The organism is Pseudomonas sp. NBRC 111123, from assembly GCF_001320205.1.
Taxonomy (GTDB): domain Bacteria; phylum Pseudomonadota; class Gammaproteobacteria; order Pseudomonadales; family Pseudomonadaceae; genus Aquipseudomonas; species Aquipseudomonas putida_J.
The window spans coordinates 16,372-29,225 of record NZ_BCAZ01000026.1; the positions used below are offsets into that span (position 1 = coordinate 16,372).

10 protein-coding genes and 6 tRNA genes are annotated in these 12,854 nt (G+C 62.2%); 13 read left to right on the plus strand and 3 right to left on the minus strand.

Annotated features, from left to right (window positions below):
- Positions 1-62 precede the first annotated feature (62 nt).
- Positions 63-1,259 carry an amino acid aminotransferase gene (locus APH27_RS14660; RefSeq protein ID WP_027919167.1) on the minus strand — a complete coding sequence of 399 codons (1,197 nt, stop codon included), beginning with the start codon at positions 1,257-1,259 and terminating at the stop codon, positions 63-65.
- Between the two features lie 287 nt (positions 1,260-1,546).
- Here APH27_RS14660 and uvrB point away from each other — a divergent pair, with 287 nt between their 5' ends.
- Positions 1,547-3,562 carry an excinuclease ABC subunit UvrB gene (gene uvrB, locus APH27_RS14665; RefSeq protein WP_060485183.1) on the plus strand — a complete coding sequence of 672 codons (2,016 nt, stop codon included), beginning with the start codon at positions 1,547-1,549 and terminating at the stop codon, positions 3,560-3,562.
- Between the two features lie 143 nt (positions 3,563-3,705).
- On the opposite strand, the gene APH27_RS14670 is transcribed toward uvrB, so the two are convergent.
- On the minus strand, positions 3,706-5,196 hold the full coding sequence (locus APH27_RS14670; RefSeq protein ID WP_177331677.1) for an MDR family MFS transporter: 1,491 nt from the start codon (positions 5,194-5,196) through the stop codon (positions 3,706-3,708).
- Between the two features lie 49 nt (positions 5,197-5,245).
- A complete protein-coding gene (locus APH27_RS14675) occupies positions 5,246-6,301 on the minus strand; it encodes an HlyD family secretion protein (RefSeq protein WP_027919164.1) in 1,056 nt (351 codons plus the stop codon).
- A 143-nt stretch (positions 6,302-6,444) separates the two neighbouring features.
- On the opposite strand from APH27_RS14675, the gene gltX reads away from it, so the two are divergent.
- The 12 genes from gltX to APH27_RS14735 all read left to right on the plus strand — a co-directional run bounded on the left by gltX (position 6,445) and on the right by APH27_RS14735 (position 12,850).
- Positions 6,445-7,926: a glutamate--tRNA ligase gene (gltX, locus tag APH27_RS14680; protein ID WP_060485185.1), complete on the plus strand. Its 1,482-nt coding sequence runs from the start codon at positions 6,445-6,447 to the stop codon at positions 7,924-7,926.
- Between the two features lie 349 nt (positions 7,927-8,275).
- Positions 8,276-8,351, plus strand: a tRNA-Ala gene (locus APH27_RS14685).
- 72 nt (positions 8,352-8,423) lie between these two features.
- A tRNA-Glu gene (locus APH27_RS14690) sits at positions 8,424-8,499 on the plus strand.
- A gap of 53 nt (positions 8,500-8,552) precedes the next feature.
- Positions 8,553-8,628, plus strand: a tRNA-Ala gene (locus APH27_RS14695).
- Between the two features lie 42 nt (positions 8,629-8,670).
- Positions 8,671-8,746, plus strand: a tRNA-Glu gene (locus APH27_RS14700).
- Between the two features lie 64 nt (positions 8,747-8,810).
- Positions 8,811-8,886 (plus strand) — tRNA-Ala (locus APH27_RS14705).
- Between the two features lie 42 nt (positions 8,887-8,928).
- Positions 8,929-9,004, plus strand: a tRNA-Glu gene (locus APH27_RS14710).
- Between the two features lie 173 nt (positions 9,005-9,177).
- Complete coding sequence (locus APH27_RS14715) at positions 9,178-9,717, plus strand: TetR/AcrR family transcriptional regulator (protein ID WP_027919162.1); 540 nt, start codon at positions 9,178-9,180, stop codon at positions 9,715-9,717.
- Positions 9,718-9,741: 24 nt separating this feature from the next.
- Complete coding sequence (locus APH27_RS14720) at positions 9,742-10,575, plus strand: alpha/beta fold hydrolase (protein WP_060485186.1); 834 nt, start codon at positions 9,742-9,744, stop codon at positions 10,573-10,575.
- A 159-nt stretch (positions 10,576-10,734) separates the two neighbouring features.
- Positions 10,735-11,169 (plus strand): thioesterase family protein, encoded by a 435-nt coding sequence (locus APH27_RS14725; RefSeq protein WP_060485187.1) that lies wholly within the window; start codon positions 10,735-10,737, stop codon positions 11,167-11,169.
- Between the two features lie 50 nt (positions 11,170-11,219).
- Positions 11,220-12,191, plus strand: a complete 972-nt coding sequence (locus tag APH27_RS14730; RefSeq protein ID WP_027919159.1) for a tRNA-dihydrouridine synthase — start codon at positions 11,220-11,222, stop codon at positions 12,189-12,191.
- A gap of 215 nt (positions 12,192-12,406) precedes the next feature.
- Positions 12,407-12,850 (plus strand): Hsp20 family protein, encoded by a 444-nt coding sequence (locus tag APH27_RS14735; protein ID WP_027919158.1) that lies wholly within the window; start codon positions 12,407-12,409, stop codon positions 12,848-12,850.
- Positions 12,851-12,854: the final 4 nt, after the last annotated feature.

Sequence of the window (12,854 nt, forward strand, 5' to 3'; positions counted from 1 at the left end):
CTTACCGATTGCCAGGGGGAAGTCAACCCATCCCCTAACAATTCGAAAGCCAAATCAAGCAGTTACAGCACTTCGACGATGGCCTTGGTGACCACGTGAATGTTGCTCTGGTTCAGCGCGGCGACGGCGATGCGGCCGGTATCCAGCGCGTAGATGCCAAAGTCGTTCTTCAGGCGGGCAACCTGCTCAACGGTCAGGCCCGAGTAGGAGAACATGCCCACCTGGCGGCCGACGAAGCTGAAGTCGCGGTTGGCGCCGTATTCGGCCAGCAGCGCAACCATCTGCTTGCGCATGCCGTGGATGCGCTCGCGCATCTCGCCCAGCTCGGCTTCCCACATCTGACGCAGTTCGGCGCTGTTCAGCACAGTGGCGACGATGGTCGCGCCGTGGGTTGGCGGGTTGGAGTAGGTGGTGCGGATCACACGCTTGACCTGCGACAGCACGCGGGTGCTTTCGTCTTTCGAGGCGGTGACGATCGACAGTGCACCAACGCGCTCGCCGTACAGCGAGAACGACTTGGAGAACGAGCTGGAAACGAAGAATTCCATGCCCGACTCGGCGAACAGGCGCACGGCGAAGGCGTCTTCGCCGATGCCGTCACCGAAGCCCTGGTAAGCCATGTCGAGGAACGGTACGTGGCCTTTGGCCTTGACCACTTCCAGGACGTTTTTCCAGTCGTCCAGGGTCAGGTCGACGCCGGTCGGGTTGTGGCAGCAGGCGTGCAGCACCACGATCGAGCCAGACGGCAGGGCGTTGAGGTCTTCAAGCATGCCGGCACGGTTGACATCGTTGCTCGGTGCGTCGTAGTAACGGTAGTTCTGTACCGGGAAACCAGCGCTTTCGAACAGCGCGCGGTGGTTTTCCCAGCTTGGGTCACTGATGGCCACCACGGCGTTCGGCGAAATGCGCTTGAGGAAGTCGGCACCGATCTTCAGAGCACCAGTACCGCCAACAGCCTGCACGGTGACCACGCGGCCAGCGGCCAGCAGTGGCGACTCGGCACCGAACAGCAGCTTTTGTACAGCCTGGTCGTAGGTGGCGATACCATCGATCGGCAGGTAGCCGCGCGAGGCGTGCTGGGCGGCACGCTGGGTCTCGGCTTCGATCACGGCGCGCAGCAGCGGAATGCGGCCTTCCTCATTGCAGTAAACGCCTACGCCCAGGTTGACCTTGTCGGTACGTGGGTCAGCGTTGAATGCTTCGTTGAGGCCCAGGATAGGGTCGCGGGGTGCCAGCTCGACAGCGGAAAACAGGCTCATTGTTACTTCGGCTCTGATTGGAGAGTGATAGGGCGTACACGCTCCAGCCGAATGCACTGAAGCGGTGCACAAACGGGGAGTCAGTATAGTGATACCGACCGGTCACTGCGACAGCTTGGCACAGGTTTTCCGGCGATTTGCGCAAAAAAATTTCGACCATTGGTCGAATTGCCCGGTCCACCGTAATGCGCGTTCACAGCGTGGCCTTGATTCCGGCACCTGACGGGCGCATTTGGGTATAGACTACTGGCTAAATTTACAGTTGCTGCGTTACCGCGAGGTCCGTCATGTCCGAGTTCCAGCTCGTCACCCGTTTCCAGCCGGCCGGCGACCAGCCCGAGGCCATCCGTCAGATGGTCGAAGGCATCGACGCGGGCCTGTCGCACCAGACCCTGCTAGGGGTGACGGGCTCGGGCAAGACCTTCAGCATCGCCAACGTCATCCAGCAGGTGCAGCGGCCAACCCTGGTACTGGCGCCGAACAAGACCCTGGCGGCGCAGCTGTACGGCGAGTTCAAGGCGTTCTTCCCGAACAACGCGGTGGAGTACTTCGTTTCCTATTACGACTACTACCAGCCAGAGGCCTACGTGCCGTCGTCGGATACCTTCATCGAGAAGGATGCCTCGATCAACGACCACATCGAACAGATGCGCCTGTCGGCAACCAAGGCGCTGCTGGAACGGCGCGATGCGATCATCGTCACCACGGTGTCTTGCATCTATGGCCTGGGCAGCCCCGAGACCTATCTGAAAATGGTCCTGCACGTCGACCGCGGCGACAAGCTCGACCAGCGCGCCCTGCTGCGTCGCCTGGCCGACCTGCAGTACACCCGCAACGAAATGGACTTTGCCCGCGCCACCTTCCGCGTACGCGGTGACGTTATAGACATCTTCCCGGCCGAATCCGACCTTGAGGCCATCCGCATCGAGCTGTTCGACGACGAGGTCGAGAACATCGCCGCCTTCGACCCGCTGACGGGCGAGGTCTTCCGCAAGCTGCCACGCTTCACGTTCTACCCCAAGAGCCACTACGTCACCCCGCGGGAAACCCTGCTGGAGGCGGTGGAGGGCATCAAGGAGGAACTGAAGGACCGCCTGGAGTACCTGCACAAGGCCAACAAGCTGGTCGAAGCCCAGCGCCTTGAACAACGTACCCGCTTCGATCTGGAGATGATCCTCGAGCTGGGTTACTGCAACGGTATCGAGAACTACTCGCGCTACCTGTCCGGCCGCCCGGCCGGTGCGCCACCGCCCACCCTCTACGACTACCTGCCACCTGATGCGCTGCTGGTGATCGACGAATCCCACGTCAGCGTTCCGCAGGTCGGCGCCATGTACAAGGGCGACCGTTCGCGCAAGGAAACCCTGGTCGAATACGGCTTCCGCCTGCCTTCGGCACTGGACAACCGGCCGATGCGCTTTGACGAGTGGGAGGATGTCAGCCCGCAGACCATCTTCGTCTCGGCCACCCCGGGCCCCTACGAAGCAGAGCATGCAGGCCGCGTGATAGAGCAGGTGGTGCGCCCGACCGGCCTGGTCGACCCGCAGGTGGAGGTGCGCCCGGCGCTGACCCAGGTCGACGACCTCTTGTCGGAGATCCGCAAGCGCGTCGATCAGGGTGATCGGGTGCTGGCCACCACGCTGACCAAACGCATGGCCGAAGACCTTACCGATTACCTGGCTGACCACGACGTGCGGGTGCGATACCTGCACTCGGACATCGACACGGTGGAGCGCGTCGAGATCATCCGCGACCTGCGCCTGGGCACCTTCGATGTGCTGGTAGGTATCAACCTGCTGCGCGAGGGCCTGGACATGCCCGAGGTGTCGCTGGTGGCGATTCTCGATGCCGACAAGGAAGGCTTCCTGCGCTCCGAGCGCTCGCTCATCCAGACCATCGGCCGCGCTGCGCGCAACCTCAATGGCCGGGCCATCTTGTATGCCGACAACATCACCGGCTCCATGCAGCGTGCCATCGACGAGACCGAGCGGCGCCGCGAGAAGCAGGTCGCCTTCAACCAGGCCAATGGCATCGTGCCCAAGGGTGTGGTCAAGGACATCACCGACATCATGGAAGGTGCCACCGTGCCCGGCGCGCGCAGCAAGAAGCGCAAGGGCATGGCCAAGGCTGCAGAGGAGAGCGCCCGTTACGAGGCCGAGTTGCGTACACCGGGCGAAATCACCAAACGCATCAAGCAGCTGGAAGAGAAGATGATGCAGTTTGCCCGCGACCTGGAGTTCGAGGCCGCCGCGCAATTGCGTGACGAGATTACCCAGCTGCGCGAGCGCTTGATCACCAGCTGAACCCTGCACGGTCTCGTGTAGGAGCGGCCTTGTGTCGCGAAAGGACCGCAAAGCGGTCCCTCGTATTCAGCATCAATCCATAAATCGCCGGGACCGCTTAGCGGTCCTTTCGCGACACAAGGCCGCTCCCACAGGTGCGCAAGTCAGTGGGCTTCGCCAGCCTTCAACCCTTCCGGCAGCTTGCGAGTCAACAACACAGCCACCATGCTCACCGCCAAGCCGATCCCGACAAAGTGGAACGCATCGTTGTAAGCCATGATCAGTGCCTGCTGGTGGGCAATCTCACTCAACTTGCCCAGCGCCGCATTGTCATTGCCCAAGCGCTCCGCCAATTGCGTCAAGCGCTCCGCCACCTGCGGGTTGCCTGGTACCAGCGCTTCCCTCAGGTAATCGAAATAGACCTTGGTCCGCGCATCCAGCAAGGTCGCCAGCAAGGCAATGCCGATCGCCCCGCCCAGGTTGCGCAGAATGTTGAACAGGCTCGACGCCGACCCGGCATCCTGCTGCTGGATGTACGCCGTGGCAATCAGTGAGATGGTCACCATGATCATCGGTTGGCCGAGGGCACGGATGATCTGGATATGGTTGAACTGCGGCCCGGCAAAGTCGGGGTTCAGCACTCCCGAACCAAAGCTGGCGACACCGAACAGGCAGAAGCCCAGGGCGCATAGCAGCTTGGGCGAGACCACTTTCATCAATTGTGGCACCAGTGGAATCAGAAACAGCTGCGGAATGCCCATCCACATGATCACTTCGCCGATCTGCAGGGCGTTGTAACCCTGGATCTGTGCCAGATACAGCGGCAGCAGGTAAATCGACCCGTACAGCCCCACGCCCATGCCGAGGCTGGCAATGCTCGACAGGCCGAAGTTGCGGTTGCCGAGGATGCGCAGGTTGATCAGCGGGTGCGGCTTGGAAAGCTGCAGGATGACGAATGTGATCAGGCTGATCAGGGCCACGGTGCCCAGGCCGACGATCAGGTTCGATTCCAGCCAGTCTTTGCGGTGGCCCTCTTCAAGAAACACCTGCAGGCAACCCAGGCCCAGGCCGAGCGTGACGATGCCGGCATAGTCAGTGCTTTTCAGCAGTTCCCAGTGCGCTTCCTTCTTTTCCAGCCCGTAGAGCAGGCCGGCGATCATCACCAGCCCAGGCGGGATGTTGATGTAGAAGATGTATTCCCAGCCCCAGTTCTCGGTCAGCCAGCCGCCCAGGGTGGGGCCGATGGACGGGGCGAAGGTGGCGGTCATGGCAAACATTGCCATGCCTTTGGCGCGGTGGTGTTCGGGCAACTTGATCAGGGTCAGGGTGAAAGCCAGCGGGATCAGAGCACCGCCGGTGAAGCCCTGCAGCGCACGGAACAGGATCATGCTCTCGAGGTTCCAGGCCATCGAGCACAGCAGCGAAGACAGCAGGAAACCGCCAGACACCCACACCGCAAGGCGCCGCGCCGAGAGCAGCTGCACCAGCCAGGCGGTCAGCGGAATCATGATGATCTCGGCCACCAGGTACGAGGTGGAAATCCATGAGCCTTCCTCCAGGGTCGCTGACAGCGCGCCCTGGATGTCCTTGAGCGAGGAGTTGGTGATCTGGATATCCAGCACCGCCATGAAGGCTCCGAGCATCACGCTCATCACCGCGATCCAGTCGCGCCGGGTCGGCTCCGCAGTAGGGCGGAGCAGTTGATCACCGGCCATCGTGGCCTTCGTCTTCGCGGCGCAGGTCGACGGTAGCAGTGACCGACATGCCGGGGCGAATGCGCCCATGCAACGGGTTATCGGCGGCGAAGGTCAGCTTCACCGGAATGCGCTGCACCACCTTGGTGAAGTTGCCGGTGGCGTTGTCTGGCGGCAACAGGCTGAACTGCGCACCGGAAGCGGCGAACAGGCTGTCGACACGGCCCTCGATCGGGGTGTCGGGGTAGCTGTCGAACAGCAATTCGGCGCGCTGGCCGGGCTGCATCTTGCCGATCTGGGTTTCCTTGAAGTTGGCCTGCACCCAGATGTTTTCATCGGGCACGATCGACAACAGGTAAGCGCCAGCCTGCACCACCTGGCCATTGCGGGCATTGCGCTGGCCGATGGTGCCGCTCAAGGGGGCGCGAACCTCGCAGCGGCTCAGGTTCAGCTCGGCCTGGGCCAGGTCGGCATGGGCATTGGCGATCTGGGCGTCGAGGCGCTTGAGGTCGGCATTCAGGGCGTTGACCTGCTGGCGCTGGCCTTGCAGGTCGGCACGGGCTTTATCGACCTGGGAGCCGGCCACGTGGGTATCTGCCGACAGGGTGGTGACCTGCGCTTCTGAGACAAAACCGGGTTTGCGCAGCTTTTCAGCGCGGCTCAGGTCCAGGCGCGAGCGGTCGAAGGTCGCCTGGTTGGCTGATACCTGGGCCTGGCCGGCGGCGATCAGGCTGCTCTGTTGGGTCAGGCGGCTTTGTGCCTGTGCATACTCGGCCTCGCGGGTGGCCAAGGCGGCGCGGGCGCGGTCCACGGCCAGTTGGAAATCGGCGGCCTCCAGGCGCACCAGCAGGTCGCCCTTGTTCACGTGCTGGTTGTCGTCGACCCGTACCTCGTCGATGCGTGCGCCGAGCTGGCTGGATATACGGGTGATTTCGCCCTGCACATAGGCGTTGTCGGTGCTTTCGTAGAAGCGGCCTTTGAAGTACCACTCGGCCAGGAAGGCGAGGGCGATGATGGCCACCAGGGTGAAGAAGATCGCCAGGCGGCGTTTGAGTTGGGCAGGCATGAGGACTATCGTTCCAGAAATGTCACTAAATTTAACAGCGGCAGATGGCCAGTCGACAAGTGTCGTTCGCGCCATTGCTGGAGCCCGGTGCCTGCTCCCTGCTAACATCCCGCCTTTGTTTCATCTTTCGTTCGAGACTCTCCATGACCACCGTTCGCACGCGTATCGCGCCATCGCCCACTGGCGACCCCCATGTCGGCACCGCCTACATCGCTCTGTTCAACTACTGCTTTGCCAAGCAGCACGGCGGTGAGTTCATCCTGCGTATCGAAGACACCGACCAGCTGCGCTCGACGCGCGAGTCGGAACAGCAGATTTTCGACGCCTTGCGCTGGCTCGGCATCGAATGGAACGAAGGCCCGGACGTCGGCGGCCCGCATGGCCCGTACCGGCAGAGCGAGCGTGGCGAGATCTACGCCAAATACGCCAAGGAGCTGGTTGACGCCGGTCACGCCTTCTACTGCTTCTGCACCGCCGAAGAGCTGGAGCAGATGCGCGCCGAGCAGATGGCCCGTGGTGAAACCCCGCGCTACGACGGCCGTGCCCTGCTGCTGAGCGACGAGGAAGTACAGCGCCGCCTGGCCGCTGGCGAGCCACACGTGATCCGCATGAAGGTGCCGAGCGAAGGCATCTGCGTGGTTCCGGACATGCTCCGTGGCGATGTCGAAATTCCTTGGGACCGCATGGACATGCAGGTGCTGATGAAGAACGACGGTCTGCCAACCTACTTCCTGGCCAACGTGGTCGACGATCACCTGATGGGCATCACCCACGTGCTGCGTGGCGAAGAGTGGCTGCCGTCGGCTCCTAAGCTGATCAAGCTGTACGAGTACTTCGGTTGGGAGCAGCCGAAGCTGTGCTACATGCCGCTGCTGCGTAACCCGGACAAGTCCAAGCTGTCCAAGCGCAAGAACCCGACTTCGGTAACCTTCTACGAGCGCATGGGCTTCATGCCCGAAGCGATGCTCAACTACCTCGGCCGCATGGGCTGGTCGATGCCGGACGAGCGCGAAAAATTCTCCCTGGCCGAGATGGTCGAGCACTTCGACCTGTCGCGTATTTCCCTGGGTGGCCCGATCTTCGACATCGAGAAACTGTCCTGGCTCAACGGCCAGTGGCTGCGCGAGCTGCCGGTGGAAGAGTTTGCCGCACGGGTGCAGCAGTGGGCGTTCAACAGCGACTACATGATGAAGATCGCCCCGCACGTGCAGGGCCGGGTCGAGACCTTCAGCCAGATCGCCCCGCTGGGTGGATTCTTCTTCGAAGGCGCGCTCAAGCTCGATGCCAAGCTGTTTGACAGCAAGAAGCTGTCCGCCGACCAGGTGCGCCAGGTCATGCAGTTGATCCTGTGGAAACTGGAAAGCCTGCGCCAGTGGGAGAAAGAACGCATCACGGGCTGCATCCAGGCCGTGGTCGAAGCGCTGGAACTGAAGCTGCGTGACGCCATGCCGCTGATGTTCGCCGCCATTACCGGCCAGGCCAGCTCGGTTTCGGTGCTCGATGCCATGGAGATCCTTGGCCCCGACCTGACCCGCTATCGCCTGCGCCAGGCCCTGGACCTGCTCGGTGGTGTGTCGAAGAAAGAAAACAAGGAATGGGAAAAGCTGCTGGCCAACATCGCCTGACAGCCTTTCGCAGTCCTGTAGGAGCGGCCTTGCCGGGGCGCCGGACCGGTCGGAAAGGGCCGCAAAGCGGCCCCGGCGATCCATGGTTGATGCTGAATACGAGGGATCGCTCTGCGGTCCTTTCCGACCGGTCCGGCGCCCCGGCAAGGCCGCTCCTACAAGGACGTGGCGTTTCGATTCAGCAGGGCAGGGCGGTAAGTGATTGTTATCTGTGAAAAAAATTTCGATTATTTTCAAAATTTAGTTTGACAGGTGTGCAATCCGATCTTAATATGCGCCCCGTCCACAGCGATGAACGAAAACGAAGCGCCAGGCACCCAGCCAGCGGTTCCGTTCAGAGCGACATTGTGGGGCTATAGCTCAGCTGGGAGAGCGCCTGCATGGCATGCAGGAGGTCAGCGGTTCGATCCCGCTTAGCTCCACCAAATTCCGTTTGACAGCCAAGGCTGTCAAGCAAGACCGGGTCCAGCAACCGGGTCTTGAAGGTAAGAAGGTTCGTCCCCTTCGTCTAGTGGCCTAGGACACCGCCCTTTCACGGCGGTAACAGGGGTTCGAGTCCCCTAGGGGACGCCAGTTTTGCACAAGCGATGTTTCAGGATGTCGCTGGGCCGAGAGGCTAGAAATCCGGGGCTATAGCTCAGCTGGGAGAGCGCCTGCATGGCATGCAGGAGGTCAGCGGTTCGATCCCGCTTAGCTCCACCAATTTTGCCGCGATTCGCGTAAGCGGGTCGGCACGAAGGTTTCGTCCCCTTCGTCTAGTGGCCTAGGACACCGCCCTTTCACGGCGGTAACAGGGGTTCGAGTCCCCTAGGGGACGCCACTTTTACCCGCGTTTTGCGGGACTTTAAAAGGCTCATTCGTATATTGGATGAGTCTTTTGTTTCGGGGCTATAGCTCAGCTGGGAGAGCGCCTGCATGGCATGCAGGAGGTCAGCGGTTCGATCCCGCTTAGCTCCACCATTTCTGCCAGGGTTCGATACGTCGAATCTTCGCGAAGGTTACGTCCCCTTCGTCTAGTGGCCTAGGACACCGCCCTTTCACGGCGGTAACAGGGGTTCGAGTCCCCTAGGGGACGCCATTTTTACCCGCGTTTTGCGGGACTTTAAAGGCTCATTCGCTTATTGAATGAGCCTTTTGTTTTTCTCCCCTTCCTAAAATGCTGGCACCGACAAGCGGCAGCATATTTCGCTTGCCAAAAAATATGATGAGAATCATATTTCGATCATCATATTTTTATCGGCGAGCCGGCGAATGAGCGACAAGAAGAGCAAGACCCGCGAGCGCATCCTCGAAGCAGCCCGCAGCGCATTGATCCAGCACGGCCCGGCCGAGCCGAGTGTCAGCCAGGTGATGGGCGCGGCAGGCCTGACTGTAGGCGGGTTCTATGCGCACTTCGAGAGCAAGGACGAGCTCATGCTCGAGGCCTTCCGCCAATTGCTGAACGAGCGTCGTGCCTTGCTTGCCCAGGTCGACCCAAGCCTGGACGGGGAAGGTCGTCGTGCCTTGGTCAGCGCCTTCTACCTGTCGCGCAAGCACCGTGACGCTGAAGTGCATGCCTGCCCGTTGCCCAACTCGCTCGGTGAGATACAGCGCCTGCCCGAAGCCTTCCGCGAGGTGCTGGCCGAGCATATCGAGCTGATGACGGCGGCCATGGTCGACCGTCCGGAAGACGCCGACAAAGCCTTGGCTGATCTGGCGTTGATGATCGGTGGTCTGGCCCTGGCACGTGCCTTGGGCCCGGGCGAGTTGTCCGACCGCATTCTGCGTGCCGCCAAGTCGGCAGTTCTCTGATACCTCTGATCCTGGAGCAAGGCGATGACTACCCTGAACTGGATTCGTGGCGTGAATGGCACCCTGGGCCGGCTGGCCCCCGAGCACATTGCCGGCAAGATGCGCCGTGCCTTCATGACCCCGCGCAACGTGCCGCCCCGGCAATGGGAGCTGCCGCTGCTGGCCAGCGCCGAGCGCATCACCTTGCGCTTCGGGCTATCGGCCTTGCGCTGGGGCAAGGGGCCAACGGTATTGTTGATGCACGGCTGGGAAGGGCGCCCCACCCAGTTTGCGGCGTTGATCGAAACCCTGGTGCAGGCCGGGCATACGGTGGTGTCGCTGGAAGGCCCGGCCCATGGCCGCTCGCCCGGCCAGCGGGCGCATGTGGTGCTGTTTGCCCGGGCGCTGCTGGAGGCGGCGGCCGAGCTGCCGCCGCTGCGTGCCGTGATCGGTCATTCAATGGGCGGCGCCAGCGTGCTGCTGGCACTACAGATGGGGCTGCGTGCCGAGGCTGCAGTGAGCATTGCAGCGCCAGCGCAGTTGCTCGGCGTGCTGCGTGGTTTTGCCCGCCGCCTGGGTTTGCCAGCGCGTGCCAGGGCGGCCTTCATCCGTCAGGTCGAACAGGACGTCGGCATGCAGATCGCCCGCCTCGATGTCAGTGGCTATCAGCTGGAACTGCCGGGCTTGGTGGTGCATGCCGTTGATGACGCGCTGGTGCCTGCTGGCGAGGCGCAGGTCATCCACAAGGCCTGGTTCGACAGCCGGCTGATGCTGTTGGAAGAGGGCGGCCACCAGCGCGTACTGGCCGACCCGCAGTTGAGCGAAGCGGTGCTCGAATTGCTTGCTCGCGCAACTGCGCCGGCGCGGCAGAGTGCTTGAACATCCGTTACACTCGGGCAAATTCTGGGGCTGCTGTGCAGCCCTGTCGCGACACAAGGCCGTTCCTACAGAGAATCGCGACTCCTGTAGGTGCGGCCTTGTGTCGCGACAGGGCGAAAGGCGCCCCCAGCAATTGCGAATTGAACCACAGGAGCGGGCATGAGTTGGGACCTGGCAACGCCATTCATCATCGACCTGCGCGTCGGCAGCGAGGATATCGACGGCCTCGGTCACGCCAACAACGCGGTCTACGTGACCTGGCTGGAGCGCTGCGCCTGGCGTCACTCCCAGCGCCTTGGCCTGGACCTGGCCGAATACCGGCGCCTGGACCGGGCCATGGCGGTGGTGCGTCACGAAATCGACTACCTTGCCGCAGGGTACGAGGATGATGAACTGCAATTGGGCACCTGGATCATCGACTGGGACAAGCGCTTGCGCATGACCCGGCGCTTTCAGCTAAAGCGCCCACGCGACGGCGTGACCTTGCTGCGTGCGCAGACCACCTTCGCCTGTATCGAATTGTCCAGCGGCAAGCCCAAGCGCATGCCGGCTGAGTTCCTCGACGGTTACGGTCCGGCGCTGATCGGCAACTGAAGCGATGGCTTTTTTTGCTAGACTGCCGCCTTTTGCGCCGAGACCCAGACATGCAAATTGCCCTGGCCCCCATGGAGGGGCTGGTCGACAACATCCTGCGGGACGTCCTGACCCGAGTGGGCGGCATCGATTGGTGCGTCACCGAGTTCATCCGCGTGTGCGACCGCCTGCTGCCGGCATCCTCGTTCGACAAGCTCGCCCCTGAGCTGCGCCAGGGCGCGCGCACGGCAGCCGGCGTGCCGATGCGCGTGCAGTTGTTGGGTTCTGACCCGGTATGCCTGGCGGAAAACGCCGCCTTGGCCTGCGAGCTGGGTGCGCCGGTCATCGACCTGAACTTCGGCTGCCCGGCCAAGACCGTGAACAAATCGCGTGGCGGTGCGGTGTTGCTCAAGGAGCCGGAGCTGTTGCATGCCATCGTGCGTGAAGTGCGCCGCGCGGTGCCGGCGCATATCCCGGTGACTTCCAAGATGCGCCTGGGCTTCGACAGCCCGGACGGCGCGCTGGACTGCGCCACGGCCTTGGCCGAGGGCGGTTCGGCGCACCTGGTGGTGCACGCGCGGACCAAGGTGGAAGGCTACAAGCCGCCTGCCCATTGGGAGTGGGTGGCGCGGGTGCAGGATGTGGTGCAGGTGCCGGTATTCGCCAACGGTGAAATCTGGACTGTCGACGACTGGCGTCGGTGCCGCGAGGTCAGCGGTGCCGAAGACATCATGCTGGGGCGCGGGTTGGTGTCACGGCCGGACCTGGCCTTGCAGATCGCCGCAGCACGGGATGGGCGCGAATACCAGCCGATGAGTTGGAATGAGCTGTTGCCGTTGTTGCGTGAGTTCTGGCGCCAAGCCCAGGCCAAGCTGTCGCCGCGCTACGCACCGGGGCGGTTGAAGCAGTGGCTGGCGATGATGACCCGCAGTTATCCCGAGGCGGTGGTGCTGTTTGCCGAGTTGCGCCGTGAAGATGATTGCGCCCGTATCAGCCGGTTGCTTGGGGTTGAGGCAGCCTCTTTCGAGGCCTGTGTCGCCTGATCCGGCCTCTTCGCGGCTAAAGCCGCTCCTACAGGGGCAGCGCAGAAGCTGTTGGGGCGGCTTTAGCCGCAAAGAGGCCATAAAGCCCAAAGCTGATTTCGGATTTTTTTACCCTTCCCCTTGAAAGCTTTTCCGCAGGCCATATCTCTTGAGTACGCGATGCCGAAGTCGGGTCGCGTGATGACCTACTTGCTGAATTTCAGGAGTTTATGACCATGACCAGCGCTTTCTCTCTTGCTCCACTGTTCCGCCATTCCGTTGGCTTCGACCGTTTCAACGACCTGTTCGAGTCCGCGGCACGTAATGAGGCGGGTAGCAGCTACCCTCCCTACAACGTGGAAAAACATGGCGATGACCACTACCGTATCGTGGTTGCCGCAGCCGGTTTCCAGGAACAGGACCTCGACCTGCAGGTCGAAAAAGGCGTCCTGACCGTGATCGGTGGCAAGCGCGAAGACGGCGCCGCTGAAGTGACCTATCTGCACCAGGGTATTGCCCAGCGCGCCTTCAAACTGTCGTTCCGCCTGGCGGACCATATCGAGGTCAAATCGGCAGGCTTGGCCAACGGCCTGCTCAGCATCGACCTGCTGCGCATCGTGCCGGAAGAAGCCAAGGCCAAGCGCATCCCGATCAATGGCGACAAGCCTGCACTGAACTGATTCA